Source organism: Paraburkholderia jirisanensis, from assembly GCF_054782355.1.
Map to the genome: position 1 here is coordinate 183,647 of NZ_BAAGSQ010000005.1, position 24,852 is coordinate 208,498.

Below are 24,852 nucleotides of genomic sequence, written 5' to 3' on the forward strand. Positions count from 1 at the left end.
AAGCACGCACGAAGCAAAGGTCCCCGTTTCCAATGAACTCCCGGTTCAATGCGATATTCACCGCGCTTGCCGCCGCAGCGCTATTCGGCGCAGCGACGCCGCTCGCCAAGGCGTTGCTTGGGTCGATGTCGGCCTTCATGGTGGCCGGGTTATTTTATCTGGGCAGCGGGCTCGGTCTTGGCGCCTGCATCGTCGTGCGGCGGCTGCGTCAGCCTGCCGCGCAACACGTTGGGCAACACGCCGGGCAGCGGATCGACCGCAGCGGTTTGCCATGGCTGATCGGTGCGATCGCCGCGGGCGGCGTTGCCGGCCCCGCGCTGCTAATGCTCGGCCTGTCGGGTACGCCGGCGGCAAGCGGTGCGCTGCTGCTGAATCTCGAAGGCGTGTTGACGGCGGTCCTCGCATGGGTGGTGTTTCGCGAAAACGTCGACAGGCAGGTGCTGCTCGGCATGCTGGCCATCATGGCGGGCGGCGTGCTGTTGTCATGGCAGCCGGGGCAGGCCGGCATGCCGGTGGGCGCGCTGCTGATCGTCGCGGCGTGTCTGTGCTGGGCCATCGACAACAATCTCACGCGCAAGGTGTCGACCAGCGATGCGATGATGATCGCGTGTGTGAAGGGGCTGGCCGCGGGCCCGGTCAATCTCGCGATCGCGTTTGCCAGCGGTGCGTCGCTGCCCGGTGCCAGTGCGGTCACCGCCGCGATGGCAATCGGATTCGCCGGCTACGGGGTGAGCCTCGTGCTGTTCGTGGTCGGGCTGCGCCATCTCGGCACCGCGCGCACCGGCGCGTATTTTTCCGTTGCGCCGCTGTTCGGCGTGGCGCTATCGCTGATCATGTGGCCTGAGCGGCCGCAGCTGTCGTTCTGGGCGGCTGCCGCGCTGATGGCGCTGGGTATCTGGCTGCACGTACGCGAGCGGCACATGCATGCGCACACACACGAATGGCTGGAGCACGCGCACCGGCACCGCCACGACGAACATCATCAGCATTCTCACGACTTCGACTATGCGGGCGACAAGCCACATTCCCATCCGCATGTGCACCTGCCTATTACACATTCGCATGCGCATTTTCCGGACGTGCATCATCGACATGCGCACTAGTATCCGCGCAATGCACACAGGTCCGCGCACTTGATCCTGCACTTGGAAGCGGCTGTAAAGAAACGTATAGTTTGCGTCTGAACGTCAATCAGGGCGCTTGCAGACAATCATGCCGATGGACTGGAAACGCCGCGTCATGCTGTTTCTCAGGCGGCTGTGGCATCCCACCTGTGCCTGCATGACCTGCATGCCGGGCAGCTGGAGCCACTTTGCGAGTCTTCCGCATTGGACTATCGCCTTCAAGACCGGCATCGCCACCGGGCTGCTCGCCGTTATTCTGACTTTCACGCCGGCCGTCAGGCTGTACGCAAACCGGTACACCAATGCGCTCGTGGTGGCTGTTCTGACGGTGCTGGGCGACGTCTACTCGCATGAAAACCACTACGGCCCGCCTTTTGCCGAGGCTATCGTCACCGGCGTGACCGCAGGTCTGCTGGCAATCGTCGCGTCGTACCTGTTCGAGGACCGCGCGCGGCGCCTGCGGCAGGCGTGGACGCGCGTGTTCGGCGCGCGCCGCAAGCGCGACGCGTGACCCGGCTTCAACTGACACGGCGCTTTCAGCGCGCTACCCGCTGTCGCTAAAGTATTGGCGACGCCTGCCGATATGCCGTACTGGCATTGCCTCGTTTTGTTGGATTTTCCGTCACGGCAGCGACACCGTCCCCCTTGACTATCGGCACCATCGCGATGCAGGTCCCATCGGTTCTCTTCTCCTGCGTGCAACGCACTACGAAGTCACAGCGCGAACCTCAAGTGCGGCGGTGCGCGTTCGTGTCGCTGCTGGCCGGCCTCGTGTGCGCGCTCGTGCTGTCCTTGTGTGGTTGCGGGCAACAGGACGCAGCGTCGCTCGCGTCCGCGCCGGCGGCGACCACCGCGGTTACCACGATCAACGCGCTGATATGGGCGCCCGATTGGCCCGACCAGATGCTGCAGATTGCCGCCGAATTCACCAGGCTCAATCCTGACATTCGGGTCAACGTGCAATTCATGATCGGCAATTCGGTCGAGGAGAATATCAAGCCGCGCATCGCGTCGGGCAACCTGCCCGATGTGATGAGCGTCAACCCGAACGCGTACGCGGCCGATCTCGCCGATCAAGGCGTGCTCGCGGATGTCGGCGGCACGGCGGCATGGCATAACATGCTCGCGCCGCTGAAGGCGGACTGGACCAGCCGCAACGCGAAGAGCTTCGGCATATCGGGCGGCGTGGCTTCGACGCTCGTGTACTACAACGAAGACATCTTCGCGAAGGCCGGCATCAAACAGCTGCCCACCAATTTTGCGGAATTCCTGCGGGTTTGCGAGCAATTGAAGCGCGCCGGCTTTACGCCGGTGATGCTAAACGGCGGCTTTCCGAACATGCTCGGCAACGGACCGTTCAGCTTTGGCTTTGCCGAAGACGTCGTCGCGCGCGAGCCCGCGTGGAAACGGAAAATCGGTGACGGCACGCTGGACCTGAACACGCCGCAGGTCGCCGATATCTTTGCGAGAATGGACACGCTGGTCGAGCGCGGCTACGTGCAGGAAGGCTTTATGGCGACCGATTACGACGGCGGCATTCGGCTTTTCAAGGAAGGCAAGGTGGCGATGGCATTTCACGGCAGCTGGGCAGCGGGTTTGATGCTGCACGGCAACCGGTTTGCAGCCGGCGTGATGATCCCGCCGTGGAACGGGCCCGGCGAGCGGCCGGTGCCGGTCATCGGCAGCGAAACCGGCTTCGCGGTGTGCGAAACGGCGCATAAGGCGGCGGCGCTGCGCTTCCTCGAATTCATCGCCGGCAAGGGCTTCACGATATTGCAGCGTAAGCGCCGCAATATTTCGCCGTTTACGCTGGCCGCGGCAAGCGAGATCAGCGATCCGCAAATCGTCGCCTATACCGAAACGGTGAGCCGCTACCCGGTGACCGCGAGTCCATACTATTCGGCTTTGCCGTCCAACTCGATCGAGCGGTTGCATCGTCTGTTGCAGGACGTGCTGCTGCAAAAGGTCTCGCCGCGCGAGGCGGCAAGGCTTCTGGACGAGTCTGTCAAAAATGAAGCGCGGATGCATTACAAATGAACTCGATCATCGCTGCGCTGTGCCGCGCGTTCGACTATCTTTCGCTGGACCTGCTGCGCCGGCTCGAAATCCGCTATCGGCTGATCGCTGCCTTCATTCTGCTTGCGCTGCTGCCGGTACTGATTTCAGGGTACATCTCGGATGTCGAGTCGACCACGGCGATCAAACGTAATGCCGAAATGTTCTCGCGCGAGGTGGTCAAGCAGGTGTCGAAGAGCGTGTTGCTGCGCATGCAACAGGTCGAAGGCGAAAGCAGCCTGCTGGTGCTGTCCGACCGCGTGCAGAACGGCTTGCTGCGAGTCGCGGCCGGCAGCCCGAAAGAACAGGGCGAGGCGCGCCAGGACATGACGCGGCTGCTGCTCGAGCATTACGGTTCGGCTGATTTCATCAACCAGAAGTATCTGCTCGACAAGAACGACCGGATCATGGACACCCAGGCGTTCGCGCAACTGACGCGTGGTGTGCTGCGTCTCGTGCAGCAAGCGCCCAGCGGCAATGGCCGCCCGTATTGGGGCAGCTACGACAACGGCGCCGGACAACAGAACCTGGGCATGGTGCGGTCCATTTTCGGCAAGAGCAACAACCAGCAGATCGGCACGCTGGTGCTGGTGATCAGCCCCGCGTACTTCTCGACGATCTTCAACGACGTCGCGCTAGGGCGCGGCGCGGAGATTTTCGTACTCGATGCGCGCAACAACCAGTTGATCGTGCGTGCCGACGGTGCGGCGGCGAGCGCCGACGCAGCGGCTGACCCAGGCCTGATCGCGGGCATCGCGCGCAACGGACCGGCGGGTACGCCTGCGGGTGTCATCACGGTGAAGGATCCGCGTCGCGGGCGCTATCTCGCTGCGTATCGAAGCATTCCGGGGACCACGTGGTATGTGGTCAGCACGATTCCTGAAGGCAGGCTGATTGCGGAAGCGCAGTCGGTGCGTGAAGAGATCGTACTGGTGGGCATTTCCGGATTCTTGCTGTCGATCTTCCTTGCAGTTTTTATTTCGCGCAGCATTTCTGCGCCGCTGAAACAACTGGTGCGCAGGATGCACGACACCGGCAGCGCGGCGGGCGCTGAACCGGAAGCCGGCGCGCTCGCGGCCGTGCGCGGCCAGGATGAACTTGGCCGACTGGCTCAACGCTTCGAATCGATGCGCGATGCGATCGGGCAGAAGATCCAGAAGATCAACGAGATCAACGCGTCGCTGGAGCAGGCGGTGATCGATCGAACCGCCGAACTCGTCACGCGCGAACATGATTCACGCACCTTGATCGAGAATTCGCCGGATACGATCACGCGCTACGACCGCGAGTTGCGCCGTATTTACGCAAACCCTGCTTTTTGCGCGTCGACCGGACGTAGTTTCGCTGAACTGCTTGGCAAGCGGCCGTCGGAAATTCCGGGTGGCCCGGAAGCATTGATGTGCGAAAAGAAAATCCGCGAGGCACTGTCGAGCGGCGCAAGCGCACAGTTCGAGCTGAAAACGGTGGGCATGAACGGACGTGAGCACTGTACCCATGTGCGGCTGACACCGGAAATCGACGTGGTGGGCAACGTGACATCGGTGCTGGTGGTAGGGCGCGATATATCGGAGCGGATGGCGTTCGAAGCGACCATCTGGAAGCAGGCCAATTTCGACGCGCTGACGCATCTGCCGAACCGCCAGATGTTTCACGACTGCCTTGAACGCGAGGCGCGCCTTTCGCAGCGCCTGGGTCAGCGGATGGGGCTGATGCTGATCGACCTCGACCGCTTCAAGGAAGTCAACGATACGCTCGGCCACGATACCGGCGATATCCTGCTGATCGAAGCCGCGCGGCGCATTTCCTCCTGCGTGCGCGAAGCGGATACGGTCGCGCGACTCGGTGGCGACGAATTCACCGTGATTCTGCCCAACCTCGACGAGATCGGCTGCATCGAACGGATTGCGAAGGCGATTATCGCCAGGCTCGCCGAGCCTTTCACGCTGGGCCAGGACGAAGCATTCATTTCGGCAAGCGTCGGCGTCACGCTGTATCCGGACGACGCGAGCCAGCTCGACGTGCTGTTCAAGAATGCGGACCAGGCAATGTATGCGGCCAAGAATGCCGGCCGCAACCGCTTTAGCTATTTCACCGCGGATTTGCAGGTGGCCGCCGAAAAGCGCCTGCGGCTCACCAGCGATTTGCGTGCGGCGCTGCCCGGCGAACAGTTCCGACTCTACTATCAGCCGATCGTCGATCTGGTGTCGGGGGAAGTCTATAAAGCCGAGGCGCTGCTTCGCTGGATGCATCCTGAACGCGGCATGATCAGTCCGCTCGAGTTCATCCCGCCCGCTGAGGATACCGGGCTGATCGTGCCGATCGGCGATTGGGTATTCAGGCAAGCCGTGCAGCAGGTGCGGCGCTGGAGGGACCGGTTCCATCCCGCGTTTCAGATCAGCGTCAACATGTCGCCGGTGCAGATTCGTCAGGAAAACCCGGTAGCAGTGCAGTGGTCGGAATATCTGGCTCAAGAGGGCGTGCCGGGTCAGAGCGTCGCGGTCGAAATCACCGAAGGGTTGTTGCTGCACGCCGAGTCGGATATCGACAAGAAGCTGCTGACGTTTCGCGATGCCGGCATTCGTATCTCGATCGACGATTTTGGCACCGGTTATTCGTCACTCGCGTATCTGAAGCGCTTCGATATCGACTACCTGAAGATCGACCGCTCGTTCGTGCAGAACCTCGGCTTTGATCGCAACAGTCAGGCGCTTTGCGAGGCGATTGTCGTGATGGCGCACAAGCTGGGCCTGAAGGTGATTGCCGAAGGCGTCGAGACCGTCGAGCAGCGCGATTTCCTGATTGGCGTCGGATGCGACTTCGCACAGGGGTTTCTGTACGCGCAGCCGGTGCCGGCCGAGCGCTTCGAAGCGCTGATGTGGCCGGGTGTCGATGCGAACCTCGATACGTATGCGACGACCTGAACGCGCGTTACGCATCAGATCGTGTGCGTTTCGCCGCCGTCGATGTCGAGAATCGCACCTTGTGCAAACGACGCCGCTGATGAGGCCATAAACGCCACCGCCTGACCGATCTCGTCGGGCGTGCCGAAACGGTTGATACCGCATTCCTTCAGCAGCATCGCGGTGGCTTCTTCCGGCGTGACGCTCAAGCCCTGCGCAATACGCTGAATGTTGCGCTCGAGACGATCGGTTCGAATCCGCCCTGGGTTGACCGCGCACACGCGAACGCCATCGCGTTTGCCGAGATCGGCCATGGCCTTCGTGAAGTTCATCAGCCCCGCGTTGACCACGCCGCCGATCGTGAATTCGCCGATGCCGGTCCATGCGCCGACGCCGACAATATTGACCAGCGTGCCATGGGTTTTCATCAGATGCGGCCACGCGGCGCGTGTCATGCGCACATAGCCGTGCAGCTTCAGTTCGAGGCCGTCGTGCCAGTCGTCGTCGCTGAGCGTGAAGAAATCGCCGCGTTTAGTCGCGCCCGCGTTGTTCACCAGCAGATCGAGTTGGCCGAACCGCTTGATGGTTTGCTCCACTACTTGCGCGGCGCAAGCGCGTTCGCGCAGATCGCATGCGTGCGTGACGACCGTGCTGCCGCTGTGCTGGCGAATTGCACCGGCCGTTGCCTCGAGTCTTTCGGCGTCGCGTGCGACCAGCACGAGCTGCATGCCTTCCTGCGCGAGCTGACGTGCGACGCCCGCACCGATACCGCGGTTCGCACCGGTAACGAGCGCGACCTTGTGATTCAGATTCAATTCCATGCGCTTTCCTTGTATGGACCTTGCGGACCTTGCGTGCCGCGCGTCAGTCGGCCTGCACCTGAATCAAAACCCGCGCATCGACGATCTTGACCGGGAAGGCTCGCAGATCTTCAGTCAACGGTGCGCACATCGCACGGCCGCTGCGTACGTCGAAGCGCCCCTGGTGTAGCGGACATTCGATCTCGTGGCCTTCGAGAAAACCATCGCACAGGCGTGCATGGCCGTGCGTGCAGATGTTGTCGGTGGCGTACACGTCGCCGTTCACGGTATAAAGCGCGATTTCGCGCGCGCCGATCCTGACGGCAGTGACGTCGTTGTCGGGCAGATCGCTTTGCGCGGCCACGTCGATCCAGCCTTCGCTCATGGGAATGCTCTCCTGGTTCTGGTTAACAAAGTGCGGTGAGGGTGTTATATGGGCTGCGGTGTTGCTTGCTGTTGCGCGAAGAATGCGTCGGCATAGATATGTGCAGTGTCGAGGCCTTTTGCAGCGAGCACGGCATTCACCGCGTCGACCATCGGCGGCGCGCCGCAGACGTACCCGCGAAAATCGCCCAACGCGTACGGATCGGGCCAATCGGCAGCAATTGCATCGGGCACCAGACCGGCGCGGTGTCCGGCGTGCGCCGGCCCGCTCGCAATCACGATATGCACGGTGAGGTTCGAATAACGCTGTTGCAGTTCACCTAGCGTTTGCGCGCCATACAAGTCCGCTTCCGAACGCACGCCGAAATACAGATGCACGGGCTGGCGATTGCCTGCTTCGAGCGTGGCGCGCACGATCGACAGCACGGGTGCGAGCCCCGTGCCGCCGCCGACGCAAATAATCGGACCGGTATGCGTGCGGCGCAGATACGAGGTACCGAGTGGTCCGCTGATGCGCACGGTGTCGCCGCATTTTAGCTTGTGCGCAACATGTTGTCCGGCAGCACCGTCAGGCACGAGGCGAATATGGAATTCGAGCAGCGCGTCAGCTTCCACGGATGCCATCGAATAAGGACGCTCGAGCCCCGGCGCAAACTGGACGGTCGCGAACTGGCCCGGCGAAAACGACAACGGACGATTGGTCCGCATACGCACGATGCGCACATCGTGCACCGGCGCTTCGATCGAGTCGATCGTGCCTTTGAGGATGCGCGCCGGATGCACGACGATTTCGTCGGGCTCTGGAATTTCAATCGTGCAATCGCCGCCGCTTAGCGTCGCCTGACAGGCGAGCACCGTCGGCGTTGCGCGATCCACGGGTTCATCGCCTACCTGCAGCGATCCGTCGACCACCTTGCAGCGGCACGTGCCGCAACGGCCCGCCATGCAGCTGTACGAGATCGGCACATTGGCTTGCCGCAACAGGTCGAGCAGATTGTCGCCGGCTGCGCAGTCGATCGACTGCCCGGTTGGTTGCACGTGCAACTGCATCAGTGTCTCCCGCTTCAAGATCTGTTTTGGGTGATCTTAAGGGGATGAAAGACGTGAAGGAACCATGCGCCGGCAATGGACGATATTGCCGTGCTGAATATCTATGCGACGCGTGAGCTCAGGGAGTGGGTACGGTCATCGCAGGCGGCACGTGCGGCGCGCCTTCGCTAAACGAATCGAACAGCATCGCGCGCAGCCACTGGTTGGCGGGATCGCGGTGATATTTGGCGGACCAGAAAACGTTCAGCGGAATCGGCTCGAGCTTGACCGGCAGCGGCGCCCACGCCAGATTGAACGGCACGATGCTGCGGTTGACGAGGCGGCCCGGCAGCGTGGCGATCAGGTCGGTTTCGCCGAGAATATGGCCCACGGCTGCAAAGTGCGGGATGCGCAGCTTCACGTTGCGGCGAATGCCCATGCGCTCGAGGTCATGCTCGACCATCGTGTGGCCGGTGTTCACGGAAACCACCGCGAGGTGGTCGGCCGCGGTGAATTCGGCCAGCGTGACGTGGCCTTTGTCGAGCGGGTGCCCTTTGCGAAACGCGCACACGTGTTGGCTCGATGTAAGGCGACGCTGGAAGATGCCCGCGTTCAGATCGGGCAGCCAGCCGATCGCGAGATCGACCTCGCCCGATTCGAGTTCGCTTTTCAGGCCGGCCGCGCCTTTGCGCACGGTGCTCAAGGTAACGTCCGGTGCGACGCGCTCGAACGCGCGTGTCAGATTCGGCAGAAAGTCGATCTCGCCGATATCTGTCATTGCAATCGTGAAGTTGCGATTGCTCGACGCCGGATCGAACTCCATCTCCAGATTGACGACCCCGTGAATCAGCCGCAAGGCATCGTTCAACGGGCCCGCGAGCCGCTCCGCGTACGGCGTGGGCTGCATGCCGCGGCCGGTGCGCAATAGCAGTTCGTCGCCAAGCAGCGTGCGCAGCCGGCTTAACGCATTGCTCATGCCGGGCTGCGACATGCCGAGGTTTTCCGCTGCCCTGGACACGCTTTTCTCGCGGATGAGTTCGGCGAATACCAGCAGCAGGTTGAGGTCGAGATCCCGTAGTTCCATGCGTCGTCCTGATATTGCTGGCGATTATATCGTGCATTCGCGTGCCTTTATTGGTCCCGCTCCGCGTCTCGCTGATCATGTGCGCAGCAAGAACGACCTGGAGACAACGCATGAGCATGGAACCTGTTCCGATCTCGTTCGTCCCGAAGTGGAAGGACGAAGGGCAGAGCCGCATCCCATTCTGGGTTTACACCGATGAGTCGGTGTATCGCCGCGAGCTTGAACTGATTTTCTACGGCAAGCACTGGAGCTTTGTCGGCCTCGAAGCCGAACTGCCGAACCACGGCGATTTCAAGCGCACGTGGGTGGGCGAACGCTCGGTGATTCTGGCGCGCAACGAAGATGGCACGATCAGCTGCGTCGAAAATATCTGCGCGCATCGCGGTGCAGCGTTTTGCCGCGAGCGTACCGGCAATCGCAAGGAATTCCTCTGTCCGTATCACCAGTGGACTTACGACCTCAAAGGCAACCTCGCGGGCGTACCGTTTCGCCGCGGCCTGAAGAAGGATGGCGAAGTGCGCGGCGGCATGCCGGCCGATTTCAATCCGGCGAACCATGGCCTGAACAAGCTGAAGGTGGCGGTGCGCAACGGTGTGATCTTTGCGTGCTTCGATCACGAGGTCGAGCCGCTCGAAGATTATCTCGGGCCGCAGATTCTGCCGTACTTCGATCGCACGTTCGACGGCCGCAAGCTGAAAATTCACGGCCATGCGCGTCAGCGCATTCCGGGCAACTGGAAGCTGATGCAGGAGAACATCAAAGACCCGTATCACGTCGGCCTGCTGCATACGTGGTTCCTGATGTTCGGCCTGATCCGCGGCGACCAGAAGTCGCGCATCGTGATGGACGCGACCGGCCGGCACGGCGCGATGGAATCGACGCGCGAAGCGGTGGGCAAAGGCGACGTCAGCGAAGGTCTGTCGAGCTTCAAGGAGGACATGCGCCTGAACGACGAGCGCATCGTCGACATCAAGCGCGAGGAATGGTGGAAGGGCCCAACCGTGGTGATGCTGACGCTGTTTCCGAATCTGATCGTGCAGCAGCAATCGAACAGCATGTCGGTCCGGCAGATCATTCCGCGCGGCACTGGTGCGTTCGATTTCGTGTGGACCCACTTCGGCTTCGAAGAAGACGACGCCGATATGGAGACCCGCAGAATGCGCCAGGCCAATATGTTCGGCCCCGCCGGCTATGTGTCTGCCGACGACGGCGAAGTGCTCGAGTTCTGCCAGGAGTCGTACGACCATGGCGACAGCGCGCGCGTCACGATAGCCGAGCAGGGCGGGCGCGACTGGAGCGAATCGACCCATACGATCACCGAAAACGTGCTGCGCGGCATGTACGCGTACTGGCGCAAGCTGATGGAGATCTGATAGATGCAGCGCACCGATTTGACCCGAGACTTTCTCGACGTAATGGCATTGCACGGCGAATACAGCGCGTGTGTCGACGCAGGCGACTTCGACCGCTGGCCCGGGCTGTTCGTCGATCAATGCGACTACCGCGTGCAGTCGCGCGAAAACTTCGATGCAAAACTGCCGTTGTGCGTGATGTGGCTGGAAGGCAAGGGCATGTTGCTGGACCGCGTGTATGGGATTCGCGAGACGCTTTATCACGATCCGTACTATCAGCGGCACATCGTTTCGGCACCGCGGATTGTGTCGTCGGATGCCGAAGAGATCCGCGCCGAAACGAACTACGTGGTGGTTCGCACCAAGCGCGATTCGTTTTCCGAGCTGTTTAACGTAGGCCGTTATATCGATACACTCCAGCGCACTTCCGACGGCCTGAAGTTCAAGACCCGCGCTTGCATATTCGATAGCGAGTGGATTCGCAATTCGATCATCTATCCGATCTGACCAGACAGAAGTCGAAAGGAAACCTCACAATGAAATACGTCAAACTGGGCGACAGCGGCCTGACGGTGTCGCGTATTGCGTTGGGCATGATGTCGTACGGCTCGTCCGAATGGCGGCCGTGGGTGCTCGACGAGGCCGAGGCGCGGCCGATCGTCGAGCGTGCTGTCGATCTGGGTATCAACTACTTCGATACCGCCGATATGTATTCGGCGGGCTGGTCTGAAATCGTGACCGGCAAACTGGTGCGCGCGCTGTGCCGCCGCGAAGAAGTGGTGGTGGCCACCAAGGTGTTCTATCCCGTCGAAATGGGCTTCAAGGGCGGTGCGGCGGGCGGTGCAAAGCCGCCGCTGCGGCCCAATGCCGACGGCCTGTCGCGCAAGCGCATTTTTCAGGCGGTCGACGACAGCCTGATGCGCCTTGGCACCGACTATATCGATCTGTACCAGATCCATCGCTTCGATTACGACACGCCGCTCGAAGAGACGATGGAAGCGCTGCATGACATCGTGAAGTCCGGCAAGGTGCGCTATCTGGGCGCAAGCAGCATGGCTGCATGGCAATTCGCCAAGGCGCAGCAGATCGCACGCGAGAACGGCTGGACGCGCTTCGTCAGCATGCAGAACCACTACAACCTCGCATACCGCGAAGAAGAGCGCGAGATGATCCCGCTATGCCGCGATCAGGGCGTTGCCGTGGTGCCGTGGAGTCCGCTCGCGCGCGGCTTCCTCGCCGGCAATCGGCCGGCGGATCTTGCCGCTGCATCGCAAGCGACCCTGCGTGCGCAAACCGATGACGTCGCGCGCAAATACTACTGCCGCGACGGCGATACGCGTGTGCTTGCGCAGCTTGGCGAGCTTGCGGTACGCAAGGAGGTCAGCAACGCGACGCTTGCTTATGCATGGCTGTTGAACAGGAAGGGCGTGACGGCTCCGGTGATCGGCGCAACGAAAGCCGCGCATGTGGAAGAAGCCGTGCGGGCGCTGGAGATTGCACTCTCCGCCGAGGACATGCAAAAGCTCGAGGCGCCGTATGAGCCGCATCCTGTGATTGGACATAGCTGACCCATAGCACAAGCAGTAGCAGAAGGAACACTTGCGGGCTGCTCACGCACCTCGTCAGAAGGACGTGGCCCGCGGGTAATAGCGAGCGTTGCACGCCGTTATCGCGCAGCGCGCGGCATTAAAAAAACAAAGGAGACAAACGATGCAACAACCCGCAGGCGACGCCGGCCGGAATGCGCCCGAGATTGCGCCGCTCGCTGCAGAAGCGGCATCGGCAGCAGGTGCTTCGCAGGCCTGGTATCGCTCACTCAATCGTCAGCAGTGGAACGCGTTGTTCGCTTCCAATCTCGGCTGGCTGTTCGACGGCTACGAAACCTATACGCTGATCCTGACGGTAGGCATCGCACTGCGCCAACTGCTCGTGCCGGAGCTGCACGCGCAGATTCCGTTTTATGCGGGGCTCGTGATCGCACTGACGCTGCTCGGCTGGGGCGTCGGTGGGCTGGTCGGCGGCGTGCTGACGGATTACATCGGCCGCAAGCGCATGATGATGTTCGCGATTCTCGCGTACTCGCTGACCACTGGCCTGTCCGCGTTCGCGTGGAACTGGGAGTCGTTCGCGGTGCTGCGCTTTATCGTCGGCCTTGCGATGGGCTCCGAATGGGCTACCGGCACTGCGATGACCGCTGAACTATGGCCTGATCGCCATCGCGGCAAGGGCGCGGGCCTGATGCAATGCGGGCTCGGTATGGGCTTCTTCGTCGCCTCGCTGGTGTGGTTGTTCATGAGCCAGACCGGCGAACTCGCATGGCGCTACATGTACGTGCTGGGCGTGTTGCCAGGCCTCGTCACGCTATGGATGCGCTCCGGCATTCCCGAGTCGGAACAATGGCAGCGTGTGAACCAGGACCGTCGCAAGATTCGCGCGCTCAAGCGTAACGGCGCGGCATTGTCCGGTCATCAGCAGGCCTTGAGCCGCTTTACGCTGGTCGATCTCTTCTCGGAACCTGCGCTGCGCCGGCGCACGCTGCTTGCCGTCTTCATGTCGTTGACGACGACGCTTGGCTGGTGGGGTATTTCGACGTGGGTGCCGCCGTACATCGGCGCGGTCGCTGCGCATGCGGGGCTATCTGCGCCTCGCTGGGCCAGTTTTGCTGGTATGGCCTACAACGTCGGGGCCATTGCCGGCTATATCGGGCTGGGCTTTCTCGCTGACGCTTTTGGCCGCAAGCGTGTGACGTTTGCGTTTTTCGGCATGGCGCTGCTGATGACACCCGTGTTGTTCCTGTGGACGCATGACATTGGCATGTTGCTGCTGGTGTCGGCCGTTACCGGTTTCTTCAGTCTCGGGCAATACACGTGGATGCCGACGTGGCTGCCGGAACTGTATCCGACGCGTATTCGCGGCACCGCGATCGCGTTCTGCTTCAACGTACCGCGTTTGCTCGCATGGTCCGGCCCGCTCGTCGCCGGCACGTTGATCGCGCGCTTCGGCGGTTATGGACATGCGGCGGTGACCGTCGGCTTTATCTATCTGATCGGTTTGTCGCTCACGCCGTTTTTACCGGAGACCAATGGCAAACGGCTGCCGGAAGACGTGTGACGCACGTGCTGTGAAGGAAAAAAATAACAAGGAGACGGTCGACCATGAAAAAGCATGTATCTGCAATGCTCGCCACGGCGCTGCTGGCAAGCGGTGCTCAGGCGCAAAGCAGTCTCACGTTCTACGGCAGTATCGACGAAGGTGTGACGTACAACACCAACAACCTCGGCAGCGGCACTGCTACGGCAGGACCGGTTGCGGTGCCGGACTTCTATGGTATGCGCGGCACAGAGGATCTGGGCAGTGGCCTGAAGGCGGTTTTCGCGCTGCAAAACGGCTTTAAGTCGAATACCGGGCAGGGCACCGTTGCAGGCGAGATGTTCAGCCATTTCGCGTGGGTCGGTTTAACGAGCCCGAGCTACGGGACGCTGACGCTCGGGCGTCAAGTCGATCTGGCCACGGATGCGTTGCGCGTCAATTCGAACGGTAGCCTGCAATTCACGTTCTATCTGTTTCATCCGGCGAATCTCGACAATCTGGGCATCGTCGGCGATTCGATCAACAACTCGGTGAAGTACACGACGCCTTCGCTGCATGGATTGACTGCCAGCGCGCTGTACGGATTCGACGATACGACGACGCAGCCCGGGCGTGTCGTGAGCGCGGATATCGCTTATGCGCAGGGACCTGTGCGCGCGTCGGTGGTGTACAGCAGCTGGCGCAATCACGCGATTCCGCTGGTGTCGGGGCTTGGCTTGAGCTCGTTCGTCGGGCAGTCGTTGGCGGGCGGCGCGACGTTCGTCGCGCGTACGCAGGACATTTTCGGTTTGTCGGGGTATTACCGCGCTACGTCGCAGCTCGAATTGCACGGTCTGCTGACGCAGGTGAATCTGTCGACCGATGTCCAGTCCGCGCGGATGCGTACCGCGGAACTCGGTGTCGATTATCACGTGACAGTGGCCAATACCGTGAACCTTGGCGGCTTCGTGTCATGGCTCGCGCACGCGCGCTATGCCGAATTGGGAATCGGCGACACATATGCGCTATCGAAGCAGACCGTCGTCTACGCGCAGGTGACGTGCGAGCATACGGATGGCGCAGGCAAGGCGGCTATGCCATTGCTTGCGCCTTCGGACGGTCCGAATCAGACTGCGTTTCGCGTCGGGGTGCATCACTATTTTTGACGCTGATGCCGGTATGTGCGGCTGAGCGGATGGGCTGCCGGCGAAAGCCGTGGAAGTGGAGCGGGTTCGGCCCAGCGCAATCGTCGGGCCGGCGCCGAGCGGCCAAGATACTTACGGTCTCCCTCGCGGATCGGAGCGTCGCGGCGCATTCCAGCACGCGACGGCAATGATGCTTTTGCGACTACGCTAGTCAGAGACCGTCAATACCGCCTGCGGTATCGGCTTGCCACTGGCGAGTCCGCGCATCACCGCTATTCGGTGTGCCGCTCGCGCGCAGCCGAGCCCTGCTGCCGAATAACTTCCGCCACAGAAGAGTTGCGCGGATGCGCAGCGCAAGTCCGGCACGTCTATAACCTGTCTGGACGCGCGCAGTATGCGGGTCGCGAGCAGCATCGGTGCGGACAAACCGTAACCTCGCCATTCGGGCGCGAGACTCACGACGTCGCAGCCCTCAGGTTTGCGCGCAACGAACCCGACGCGGCTTGTGCCGCTCATCAGCACGGTCGTCAGGCGGATATGTGTTGCATCCGACTTCAACAGATGAAGCGTCAGGCTGCTGTCGCACGGCAGCGTTGCCGCCGCGAACCGGTCGATTGAGAATCGTTGATGTTCGCGCTTGAGGCGCTCAAACGGATCGAAATCCGCGAGGCGTACTTCGCGGGTACCGAGAAAGTCGTTCAGGCTGACACACCAGCCCTCTGCCACCTCTTTCCAGGAGTACGGCATGATGCGTTCCCACGCTAATCGACGGAAAGATAGCGTAGGCGTGCGCACATAAACTTCACGCAAAAAGACAGCCGGCAAGCGAAAACGCCGTGTAATGAAGCGCTTTGTATCGGCGGTCACAACGAGTAACACGTGTAAGCGGTACGGAAACCCAGGCCAGTTAGCCGCGCACTACACTCGATTCACCGTTTGCAATGCGCATCGACGCCTGACCGGCGTGCGTGCCGCTTGTGAGCGCTTACCTGTTCATTACGTCAGGGCAAATCGATGAAACGAGTGTTCATTACTGTCGCTTTGATCAGCGGCTTGTGCGGTTGCGTGGTCGCTCCGCCGTATGGCTATGCGCCTGCCTACTACGGTTATGCGCCGGGATACTACGCACCACCGGTTAGCGTGGGTATTGGCGGGTCGTTTCATATTCGCTAGCGGTAGACGAGCCGCTTCGCATTGTGCGATGCCGCTGGCAGCCCGCGCGCGGGTTGCCAGCAGTCGTTACAGATAGCTGCAGACGTAGTCGAGCGTCTCGAGCACTTCGATGTCGAAACGGCTCTTGCCCGGCACCGAGAACGACTCGCCCGCGCGATACGTTTTCCACTCGTCGGTGCCTTCAATCCGGATACGGCACTGGCCTGCCTGCACTTCCATCAGTTCTGCCGCGTCCGTGCCGAAGTTGAGCGTACCGGGCAGGATCACGCCAAGCGTCTTGCGCGAGCCATCGGCGAACAGGACGGTGTGCGACACACACTTGCCGTCGAAATAGACGTTGGCTCGTTTGACAACAGAAACCTGATCGAATTGCGTAGCGGCCGTCATGGCGGTGTTCCTCTGGATCATCGTGAATGGTTGTGCTGGGGCCTGCAGCACTGCCGTGGACGGTGCGGCAGTTGGGCAGACAACCGGCGCGAACTCGCGGCCTGGCGCCGGACCGCCATGATACAGGCAGTCGCGTGGCGCCCGCCAACCCGCCAACCCGCCAACGATGCAGCAACTGCAACACGGCGCGGGGTTCTCGCACGTTGTGCCTGCGAGCAATACACCGGAGACAAAACAAAACAGGCTCACGTTAAAAACGTGAGCCTGTCGGCGGGTTTCGATCAACGAGCTCCAGTACATTACACCGCTGAAGCTCATCAACTTACGAATGGTTATACGGTGAACCGAGAAACTGGTTGTACACCGGCGCGTGCGAAATCGAACCTGCTTGCGATGTGCCTGCAGTCGACGGGCCGTAGCCGGTTGTATCAGCCGCTACGCGTGCCTCGGCTTTCTGGATCGCTGCAGGGTAATGCGCGTCGCTCGAATCGGTCGGGTTGTAACCGTTCTTTTCCAGTTGGATGAGTTCGGCGCGGACTTGTGCGCGGGTCACCGGCTGGTTCGATTGTGCGAACGACACGGCCGGGATAGCGAGAACAGCAGCAACAGCGACAGCCTTGATGAGCGACTTCATGGTGTTACCTCCGGTATTGGTTTCTGTTTTGTTGCGAGCTGCTTGTTTGCAGCCAGTAATGCGAGTCTAGGCGCCTCGGCCGACCGGAAAAACCCTGATGTAAGGAAATGATCATTCCAGCTGAAGCGACAATTTCGGTGGAATATGTCGCCGCTCCAGTGCACAGGCGAAAAAAAACCCAGTCGTGCAGGCTGGGCGGGGAAGTCGCCGGCGAACCGGCGATGGGAGGTTCTTTAAACGGTGCGTGTGCGCAGGAGCCGCACTTACGCGCAACTGCCAATGCGTAGCATGTGTGCTTCAACCGGATGACGTGTGCGATTCGTCGCGATCACGCCACCCGTTGCAGCAACTCAGTGATGTTCGAAGACCGGGCGCGACACGTTGCTCAACGCCGCGTCGCTATGTTGGCCGGATTGCGACGTGCCGTTTGTCGAAGCCCCATAGCCGCTGTCTTGCGCCTTCGCATGACTCGCGGCCACCCGTGCCTCAGCGGCCTGAAGTTCTACGGGATACGTGGTTTGATCCGATTCACCGGGGTTGTAGCCGGCCTTTTCCAGTTGAACCAACTCTGCGCGCACTTGAGCACGCGTGACAGGTTGATTCGATTGAGCGAACGACAAAGCGGGGATAGCAAGAACAGCAGCAACTGCAACAGCCTTGATGAGCGACTTCATGATCATTACCTCCAGAATTGATTTTTCGTATCTGCAGGCCTTGGTGCGTCTGGTTGTCTGCAGCGGGTGAATGAAGTCTAGGGGGCTAGTGAATCCGGGTAAACGCTCGAATCGCCAAATGTTTGTTGCGCTGGTTACGACAATAGGCTCAGTTGCGATGTGTCAGTTTGCACGTGGCGCACTTCGCTCGCGTTGCACGCTGCCGAAATGAAGCGCAAGGTAAATGCCGATCGCCAGCGCGCCTGCGAGCGCCGCGACTGCGTGTCCGTCGAGCACATTCATCTGTAGATGGTGAGCGGCCAGCAACACGCCAATTGCGAGGTTGAAAAAGCCCCACAGCACGTTGATCAGCGGCGAAGAATTGCCGACGCCTCGCGGCTTCGCGAATGGCGTTGGAAACGCCAGCCCCTGCAAGCCTGAAGCGAGATGCGGAATACTGTTGCATAACAAGGCGCCAGCGAGGAAAGACCAGACGTATGGCATTTGAAGACTCATGTGGGTAAGGAAACGGATGGACGTGCGAAAGCGCCGCAATCAATTGCGGTGGAGGGGCTCGATACGTCGTGCAAGGAATCGTGAAGCCACAGGCCCGACGATCAGAACGACAACGAAACGGATCATCTGCATCGACATCACAAAGCGGACGTCGACGTTGCTCGAAGCCGCAATGATTGCCACGGAATCGGCCCCGCCGGGACTGGTGGCGAGGTAAGCAGTGAGCGGGTCGATTCCAGCCAGCGCAACGAACATCGCGCCGATGCCTGCGCACGCGGCGATCAGCGCAAGCGTGCACATGAGGATGCGTGGCAAGACCCGTAGTGCGTGCGCGAGCAGCGGCCGCGTAAATCGAAGGCCGATTCGCCAGCCGACGAACGCATAGGTGATGGCGAGCAACCAGCGCGGCAACTCGATGGTCAGCCAACCATGGTGGGCTAACAGCACGCCGGCCACGAGCGGCACGATCATCGGGCCCATCGGAATACGCAGGCGCGCGCCGATCAGCGCGCCGCCCAGCGCAAGGACGAGCGTTTCGATCAATGGCCGCCAGGCAAGCGCGGGAAACCAGGTGGCGATCGCATGATGTGCGCTGACGCCAAATGCCTTTGCTATGACCGATGCAATCGCGGCAACCAGCAGCACGCGCAGATACTGCATAACCGCGACCAGTTGCGCATCCGCACCGTGGGCCTCGGCCATCAACGTCATGGCGGTGGCTGCGCCGGGGCTGACGCCCCACAGTGCGGTCGTGCCGGGCAACACGCGCATGCGTACCAGCATCCATCCAACGACGATGCTTGCCGCGATAACCGATATCACGCCAGCAGCGAGCAGCGGCCAATGGACCGCGACCCCGCCCGCGGCCGACGCCGACGCCGGCAACATTCGCGCAATCATGCAGCCGATCAGTCCTTGCACTGGGACGAAGGCGCGACGTGGGATCTGCAAGCGGGCGCCGGTACCGCTCACGACGATGCCGGCAAGCAATGGCCCGATCAGCAGCGCTGCGGACACACCAAGCCAATAGAAGAACGCGCCGAAGGCGAGTGACAGTGCGATCAGCCCGATCCATTGCGCTGCTGGCGGCGCGCGTTCGATCCATCCGGGCTGGTGGTGAAGCGTTTGCTGGGTCATGTTTCCGGTGAATCGTGCGTGTACCGCCGTGCAGCAGGTGGGCTGCATGCTGACGTGGCCGCTCTGAGTTTTGAGAGGATGTCCTCGCAAAAATACTAGAGGACACCCTCTCATAAGTCAACGATAAAGAAAAGCATAGCGCCTACGGAGCGCTAGATTGGCTTCAATACAGCTTGTGATAATATTTGAGGAATTGCTTTCAAATCCTCGCATTTTTGACCATCACGGTAACCTTGCTCATGCCGACCGAAGATTCCAGCGGCGCAAACGCGCCCAAACGGGAAAGAGGGCGTCTGCGCGTCGCGGCCATCATGAAGACCGCTGTTGAGGTGTTTGCGGAAAAAGGCTACGACGTCGCCACCATGACGGAGATTGCAGCGCGCTCGGGAACCGCGATCGGTTCGCTTTATCGGTTTTTTCCGTCCAAAGAGGCGCTGGCCGATGCGCTGTTGTTGCAGTATGCGCAGCACGTCAAGCATGCGCTTGCGGAGCTCGAGCAACAGGTGCCACACATGAAGCCCGACAACGTTGCCGATGCATTGGTCGATTTCATGCTTGCGCTGCAGTCGCAACGCAGCTTCGCGGTCTCGCTGATCGATGCGCGCGGGCTCGAAGCGAACGAGCGCAAGCGGTTTCGCGAAATGATGCGTGGTGCGATAGCGGATATCGTGCGCAAGACGATTCCCGGCGTGACCACGGCAAAGGCGAAGGTGATGGCGGCGGTGCTGCTTCTGATGTTAAAGGGGCTAAGCGGAGCGATGAGCGAAGAGCCCGCGGTGCGCGCAATGCTGATTGCCGAAATGCGCGAACTGGTCCGCATGTATCTGGCGTCGGCGGCAGGGCGCAAGCGCGCGTAGGCTGCGCTGCAGATGCTGGCTGACGCAATCCCGCATCAGCCAGCCAGCCAGCTAGCTTGCCAGCCACAGCAGGCAATACGAACTGCTTTACTTCAATTACTTCAATTACTTCAAGCCAAAGCCAAGCGTTCGCAAGGCTTCAACCAGCCGGTCGCGCCCCGACAGTGCCTCGGGCCCGCGCACGCGGCGCGATGCCTGCGCAGACCACTTCCATTCCTGCATCTGCTGCAGTCGCTGGAATTCGTTCATCGTTGCGTCGTAGCTGGCCAATGCGGCGTCGGATTCCGCCTGATAACGCTCGCTGTGCAGCACGACCTGGGCAGGCAGGCGTGGTTTGACATCGGTGACCACGTTGGGGTCGGGATACCCGACCGTCAACCCGAACACTGCGAATGCCTCAGGCGGCAGTTCGAGCTCCTGTGCGACCGCCTCCGGCTGGTTGCGCATGCCGCCGATATAACAGCAGCCAAGCCCGAGCGATTCGAGCGCAACCACCGTGTTTTGCGCGGCGAAAGCCGCATCGGTGAGCGCGACGAGGAAGGCTTCGAGGTAGCCGAGCCCGAGCCCTTGCATGTCCTGCGCATTCGAGAGCCGCCGCAGACGCGACAGATCCGCGATAAACACCAGCAGCAGCGGCGCATTGGCCACATGTTTCTGATTGCCCGCGTGTACGGCAAGACGCGCCTTGCGTTGCGCGTCGCGCACGGCAATCACGCTCCACGCCTGCAAATTGGACGACGTCGATGCCGATTGCGCCGCCGCGGCGACGATTTGAAGAATATCGTCCGGTAACGCGCGGTCTGCGAATGCTCGCACCGAGCGATGCTTCAGCATCGTCCCGATCACGTCGTTGACGGTGGTATCGGCGGCGTCGGCCGCTGGCGTCCACGATGCACCGTAGCGCTGGCGCAGCAGCGCATGCAGTGTGTCGCAAGACGTCGCATCGACGCTTGCCGTGACAGGCTCACTCATGTTCGGATTTACCTTTGGTTTTTTGTTGTTGGCTTACGCCTGAGCGGACAATTTGTCCTGCGTGCGGGTCTCGAAGTCGCCGGCATCGTGACGTTCGTGCAACTGGCTCGACAGCTCACCTGCCACGCGGTTGACCATCCGGCCGCGCTGCACGGCCGGGCGCTTGCCGATCGTATCAGACCAACGTTGCACGTGCCGGTAGTCCTGCACCGAAAGGAACTCGCCGGCCCCGTAAATCAGCCCTTTAACGAGAATTCCGTACCATGGCCAGATGGCGATATCGGCAATCGTGTATTCGTCGCCGGCCACGTATTCGCTGACGGATAGGCGCTTGTCGAGGACGTCGAGCTGGCGCTTGACCTCCATCGTAAACCGGTCGATTGCGTATTCCATTTTCGACGGCGCGTAGGCGTAGAAATGGCCGAAGCCGCCGCCCAGATACGGCGCGCTGCCCATTTGCCAGAACAGCCACGATAAACACTCGGCACGTGCTGCGATATCGCCCGGCAAGAACGCGCCGAACTTCTCGGCCAGATACAGCAGAATGGCGCCGGATTCGAATACGCGCACGGGCTTGTCGCCGCTGCGATCCACCAAAGCGGGAATTTTCGAATTCGGATTGATGTCGACAAAACCGCTGCCGAATTGATCGCCGTTGCCGATCCGGATAAGCCATGCATCGTACTCGGCGCCGCTGTGGCCGAGCGCCAGCAATTCTTCGAGCATGACCGTGACTTTCACGCCATTAGGCGTGCCCTGCGAATAAAGCTGCAGCGGATGACGGCCAACCGGCAATTCCTTGTCGTGCGTCGCGCCGGATACCGGCCGGTTGATGCTGGCAAATTGCCCGCCGTTGCTCTTGCTCCACGTCCATACCTTCGGCGGCTCGTATGTTGATGTCTCGCTCATTGTCGGTCCCTTGATTGAACTTGCACGTGGAGCAAGCTTAACAAATAGACGGATAACATACTGAAAGCCGCTTTTCTGCATCGGCCGTAATTGCGCAATAAGAAAGCAAAACGTAATAACGTGGGCGCGCGATTTGCCGATGTTGCTGCTGCGCGAAACCAGCGCGAGCTAGTCGCGCGACGTTGCGCGCGCAAGCTTTTCGACCAGCTCGTCGAATACGACGCGAATGCGCCGCGGCACCGGTCCGCGCCGCGGACGGGACACATAAAGTTTCCACGGCTCGGGTTCGAAACGCGACAACACACGTACCAGCCGTCCGACTGGACGATAATCTGGCCGCCGTCGACATCGTATTGACCGAAGGCGAACTGAAGGCGCTCGACGAAGCGAGCAAACTGCCGCTCGAATATCCGGGCTGGATGCTGGATACGCAGGGTGCGGATCGCCTCGGGCCGGTCAATCTCTGGGCGAACAAGACCCGTGCTTGACGGCCAGTGCACCGCGCCGTCGATTCAATGCATCACACCGTGCACCAACGTATCGGCGCACGGTGTTTTCTCAGACCCCCCAGCCTGCGAAGCGATGCAGACAATACCGGCGATACGGGAAAAAAGAGTCACCCCTCGCGGCGTGACTCAACCCCAATCGCCTTCAAATCACTTCATAGCTTGACGGCCGTCAGATCCGCGGTCAGATAACCGACCGATGCGCCAAAGCCGTCCTTGTAATTCGCGCGTACCAGCGGATCGAGCGTCGTTTTCACCTTGCTGTGAATACCGCCCCAATCGCCCGCATGCTGGAAGTTGCTCATCACGTAGGTCCAGCCATTGATTTCGTCGACCGCATGCAGCCCCGTCGATTCCGCGGCAGCCGGCGTCGACAGCACGCGCGACAGCGTTTTCGTATCGACGTGGTACGCCCACAGGAAATTGTTGACGTGCATGCTGCTATCTTCGCCGATGAAGAGCGTGCGCAGCTTCTCCGAGAACTTCAGGTTGTCCGGATTGGCGACCTTGTCGACATTCGCCGTGTTGCCGAGCGCATCCGCTGCCGCCAGGTCTTCGCCGACCAGCGCCGCCGGTGCGCCGATATCGACGGGCACCCATTCGCTGTCGATCGCGGAACCGTCGCTGGCCTGCTGGCCGCCGCGCAGATTCATTGCGTACACCGCGCCGGAGTTGATCGCCTTGTCGAGCGTAATGTCGGTGGCATGTGCGTTGCCGCGCACCATCGAGCTGACCACCTGCGACATCGCCGAATAGAGCACCTTATCCTTCGCGTTGACGGTGGTCCCTTCGAGCTTCGTAAAGCACATGCTGCCGCCGGCGAGCGCGGCGTAGCGGTGCGTCTCCAGATACGTCGCGGCCTTTTCCATGTTGGGCTTGATCTTCACCCAGTTGAACTTGCCGCCGAAGTTGATCTTGCGGAAGTCCGGGTCGGCCGGCACGGTCGTATCGGTGTCGCTGACGGCGATCACTTCCATGATATCCGCGGCCGTGAGCTGGTTCGCGAGGGCTTCGATTTCCGCGCTGGTTGCATGGCCGAGCTTGATCCATGTCAGCGTCGCGGCGCCGGCGCTCGCCGACGAGGTCTGATGCCACTTCGCCACAAATAGCGTGCCGGCGGACAGATCCGCGGCAGTATCGGCGATGAACATGAACAGGCCGCCGTTGGTTGCATCGTCGCCCATCAGCACGGTGCGCTTGTCGGGCATCACCTGAATCAGTTCGTGCGAGATGCGGCCGAGACAGTAGTGCTTTTTTACGCTGCCGGTGCCATCCGGGTTCACGGTGATTTCCGGCAGATGGCCATAGTGATACGGGTTGGCGCGCGCCGGATCGCCATACAGGTTCTGGCTATAGGCGCGCAGTTGCGCATCGGTGGCCGCGAGCGTCGCGTCCGGTTCGTACTCTTCGCTCGACAGGTGCGTATTCCACGGCGACAGGCTCGCGCCGCAGGTGATCCACAGGCCGTGCGCCGCAGACGTATCCACGTTCGCATAGCTGACCAGCGACAGCTTGCCGGTGGTCTGATCCTGATCGAGCGTCAGCACCGCGATCGGCGAAGGCAGTCTGCCGTACATATCGGCGTTCACCTGATCGAAGCGCGTGTATTCGAACTGCACCACCGCGAACACCGGCTTGCCCTTTACACCGGCAACGCTCGCATTGTCGAGCTTCAGCAGCGACGTGCCGTCAGGGCAGTCCGAGAAGAATTGCCGCTCGCTGCCCGGCTTCGAGCGGTCGATGATCGGCTGGTTGTTGATGTCGAAATAGCTGCCCGCGACGATCGTGCCGCCGCCGGTCTTCGGTACGAGGTCGCCGGTGGTGAAGAACGATTGATAGGCGAGCTTGTATTCGCGGCTGCTGCCGTCGTTAAAGCGCGCGGTCAGCGTCGAGCCGACGGTGGTGCGGGCCATCGCGGCGGGATCGGCGAGGCTCGGCGCTGCCATGCTGTTGAACGACGCCGACTCGAAGGCGGCCTGGGCGGCGGGAGTGGCTGGCGCAGCGGCGCTGGTCGCCGGATTGTCGCCCGAGCACGCAGCAAGCAAGGACGAGCTCGCCAGCGCGCCGCCGAGCGGAAACATCGGCATACCCGTCAGCAATTTGAGGGCGCGGCGGCGGGACGTGTCGGTGGGCTTTTCCATATTGTTCTTTGTGGTCCGTATTGAA

Annotated in this window: 24 protein-coding genes; 11 read left to right on the forward strand and 13 right to left on the reverse strand. The window is 61.2% G+C overall.

What is annotated here, in order from left to right; translation table 11 throughout:
• Positions 1-32: 32 nt before the first annotated feature.
• The 4 genes from ACYVNQ_RS04085 (at position 33) to ACYVNQ_RS04100 (ending at position 6,100) form a co-directional block, all read left to right on the forward strand.
• Positions 33-1,103, forward strand: a complete 1,071-nt coding sequence (locus ACYVNQ_RS04085) for a DMT family transporter (protein WP_460900991.1) — start codon at positions 33-35, stop codon at positions 1,101-1,103.
• Between the two features lie 109 nt (positions 1,104-1,212).
• Complete coding sequence (locus ACYVNQ_RS04090) at positions 1,213-1,635, forward strand: hypothetical protein (RefSeq protein WP_460900992.1); 423 nt, start codon at positions 1,213-1,215, stop codon at positions 1,633-1,635.
• A 281-nt stretch (positions 1,636-1,916) separates the two neighbouring features.
• Positions 1,917-3,161: an ABC transporter substrate-binding protein gene (locus ACYVNQ_RS04095; RefSeq protein WP_460901028.1), complete on the forward strand. Its 1,245-nt coding sequence runs from the start codon at positions 1,917-1,919 to the stop codon at positions 3,159-3,161.
• Entirely contained in the window at positions 3,158-6,100 is a 2,943-nt protein-coding gene (locus ACYVNQ_RS04100; protein WP_460900993.1) for a bifunctional diguanylate cyclase/phosphodiesterase, read from the forward strand. Before ACYVNQ_RS04095 ends, ACYVNQ_RS04100 begins: the two co-directional genes overlap by 4 nt.
• A gap of 14 nt (positions 6,101-6,114) precedes the next feature.
• Here the strand turns inward: ACYVNQ_RS04100 and ACYVNQ_RS04105 are convergent, their stop codons facing one another.
• From ACYVNQ_RS04105 to ACYVNQ_RS04120, 4 genes are all read right to left on the reverse strand, one after another.
• Entirely contained in the window at positions 6,115-6,900 is a 786-nt protein-coding gene (locus tag ACYVNQ_RS04105; protein ID WP_460900994.1) for an SDR family oxidoreductase, read from the reverse strand.
• A gap of 43 nt (positions 6,901-6,943) precedes the next feature.
• Positions 6,944-7,264 (reverse strand): non-heme iron oxygenase ferredoxin subunit, encoded by a 321-nt coding sequence (locus tag ACYVNQ_RS04110; RefSeq protein ID WP_460900995.1) that lies wholly within the window; start codon positions 7,262-7,264, stop codon positions 6,944-6,946.
• A 44-nt stretch (positions 7,265-7,308) separates the two neighbouring features.
• Positions 7,309-8,313: a 2Fe-2S iron-sulfur cluster-binding protein gene (locus ACYVNQ_RS04115; protein WP_460900996.1), complete on the reverse strand. Its 1,005-nt coding sequence runs from the start codon at positions 8,311-8,313 to the stop codon at positions 7,309-7,311.
• Between the two features lie 118 nt (positions 8,314-8,431).
• Positions 8,432-9,376: a LysR family transcriptional regulator gene (locus ACYVNQ_RS04120; protein WP_460900997.1), complete on the reverse strand. Its 945-nt coding sequence runs from the start codon at positions 9,374-9,376 to the stop codon at positions 8,432-8,434.
• Positions 9,377-9,492: 116 nt separating this feature from the next.
• Here ACYVNQ_RS04120 and ACYVNQ_RS04125 point away from each other — a divergent pair, with 116 nt between their 5' ends.
• The 5 genes from ACYVNQ_RS04125 (at position 9,493) to ACYVNQ_RS04145 (ending at position 14,963) form a co-directional block, all read left to right on the forward strand.
• Complete coding sequence (locus tag ACYVNQ_RS04125; protein ID WP_460901029.1) at positions 9,493-10,749, forward strand: aromatic ring-hydroxylating oxygenase subunit alpha; 1,257 nt, start codon at positions 9,493-9,495, stop codon at positions 10,747-10,749.
• Positions 10,750-10,752: 3 nt separating this feature from the next.
• Positions 10,753-11,235, forward strand: a complete 483-nt coding sequence (locus ACYVNQ_RS04130) for an aromatic-ring-hydroxylating dioxygenase subunit beta (protein ID WP_460900998.1) — start codon at positions 10,753-10,755, stop codon at positions 11,233-11,235.
• A 29-nt stretch (positions 11,236-11,264) separates the two neighbouring features.
• On the forward strand, positions 11,265-12,296 hold the full coding sequence (locus tag ACYVNQ_RS04135) for an aldo/keto reductase (RefSeq protein ID WP_460900999.1): 1,032 nt from the start codon (positions 11,265-11,267) through the stop codon (positions 12,294-12,296).
• A gap of 142 nt (positions 12,297-12,438) precedes the next feature.
• Positions 12,439-13,839 (forward strand): MFS transporter, encoded by a 1,401-nt coding sequence (locus ACYVNQ_RS04140; RefSeq protein WP_460901000.1) that lies wholly within the window; start codon positions 12,439-12,441, stop codon positions 13,837-13,839.
• A 44-nt stretch (positions 13,840-13,883) separates the two neighbouring features.
• The gene (locus ACYVNQ_RS04145) at positions 13,884-14,963 is read left to right on the forward strand and encodes a porin (protein ID WP_460901001.1); all 1,080 of its coding nucleotides are present in this window, start codon (positions 13,884-13,886) and stop codon (positions 14,961-14,963) included.
• A 186-nt stretch (positions 14,964-15,149) separates the two neighbouring features.
• On the opposite strand, the gene ACYVNQ_RS04150 is transcribed toward ACYVNQ_RS04145, so the two are convergent.
• From ACYVNQ_RS04150 to ACYVNQ_RS04175, 6 genes are all read right to left on the reverse strand, one after another.
• Entirely contained in the window at positions 15,150-15,689 is a 540-nt protein-coding gene (locus ACYVNQ_RS04150; protein ID WP_460901002.1) for a hypothetical protein, read from the reverse strand.
• A gap of 492 nt (positions 15,690-16,181) precedes the next feature.
• Positions 16,182-16,502, reverse strand: a complete 321-nt coding sequence (gene ppnP / locus ACYVNQ_RS04155; RefSeq protein WP_460901003.1) for a pyrimidine/purine nucleoside phosphorylase — start codon at positions 16,500-16,502, stop codon at positions 16,182-16,184.
• A 322-nt stretch (positions 16,503-16,824) separates the two neighbouring features.
• Positions 16,825-17,136 carry a DUF4148 domain-containing protein gene (locus tag ACYVNQ_RS04160; RefSeq protein WP_460901004.1) on the reverse strand — a complete coding sequence of 104 codons (312 nt, stop codon included), beginning with the start codon at positions 17,134-17,136 and terminating at the stop codon, positions 16,825-16,827.
• Between the two features lie 350 nt (positions 17,137-17,486).
• Complete coding sequence (locus ACYVNQ_RS04165; protein WP_460901005.1) at positions 17,487-17,810, reverse strand: DUF4148 domain-containing protein; 324 nt, start codon at positions 17,808-17,810, stop codon at positions 17,487-17,489.
• A gap of 162 nt (positions 17,811-17,972) precedes the next feature.
• Entirely contained in the window at positions 17,973-18,293 is a 321-nt protein-coding gene (locus ACYVNQ_RS04170) for a hypothetical protein (protein WP_460901006.1), read from the reverse strand.
• Positions 18,294-18,344: 51 nt separating this feature from the next.
• Positions 18,345-19,442: an AbrB family transcriptional regulator gene (locus tag ACYVNQ_RS04175; RefSeq protein WP_460901007.1), complete on the reverse strand. Its 1,098-nt coding sequence runs from the start codon at positions 19,440-19,442 to the stop codon at positions 18,345-18,347.
• A gap of 311 nt (positions 19,443-19,753) precedes the next feature.
• Here ACYVNQ_RS04175 and ACYVNQ_RS04180 point away from each other — a divergent pair, with 311 nt between their 5' ends.
• Positions 19,754-20,299 (forward strand): TetR/AcrR family transcriptional regulator, encoded by a 546-nt coding sequence (locus ACYVNQ_RS04180; RefSeq protein WP_460901008.1) that lies wholly within the window; start codon positions 19,754-19,756, stop codon positions 20,297-20,299.
• Positions 20,300-20,404: 105 nt separating this feature from the next.
• Here the strand turns inward: ACYVNQ_RS04180 and ACYVNQ_RS04185 are convergent, their stop codons facing one another.
• Together ACYVNQ_RS04185 and yghU are read right to left on the reverse strand one after the other, a co-directional pair.
• Positions 20,405-21,271 (reverse strand): NADPH-dependent oxidoreductase, encoded by an 867-nt coding sequence (locus ACYVNQ_RS04185; protein ID WP_460901009.1) that lies wholly within the window; start codon positions 21,269-21,271, stop codon positions 20,405-20,407.
• 33 nt (positions 21,272-21,304) lie between these two features.
• Positions 21,305-22,180, reverse strand: a complete 876-nt coding sequence (gene yghU / locus ACYVNQ_RS04190) for a glutathione-dependent disulfide-bond oxidoreductase (RefSeq protein WP_460901010.1) — start codon at positions 22,178-22,180, stop codon at positions 21,305-21,307.
• Positions 22,181-22,533: 353 nt separating this feature from the next.
• Here yghU and ACYVNQ_RS04195 point away from each other — a divergent pair, with 353 nt between their 5' ends.
• Positions 22,534-22,668 carry a hypothetical protein gene (locus ACYVNQ_RS04195; RefSeq protein WP_460901011.1) on the forward strand — a complete coding sequence of 45 codons (135 nt, stop codon included), beginning with the start codon at positions 22,534-22,536 and terminating at the stop codon, positions 22,666-22,668.
• Between the two features lie 173 nt (positions 22,669-22,841).
• On the opposite strand, the gene ACYVNQ_RS04200 is transcribed toward ACYVNQ_RS04195, so the two are convergent.
• Entirely contained in the window at positions 22,842-24,827 is a 1,986-nt protein-coding gene (locus tag ACYVNQ_RS04200) for a PhoX family protein (RefSeq protein ID WP_460901012.1), read from the reverse strand.
• Positions 24,828-24,852: the final 25 nt, after the last annotated feature.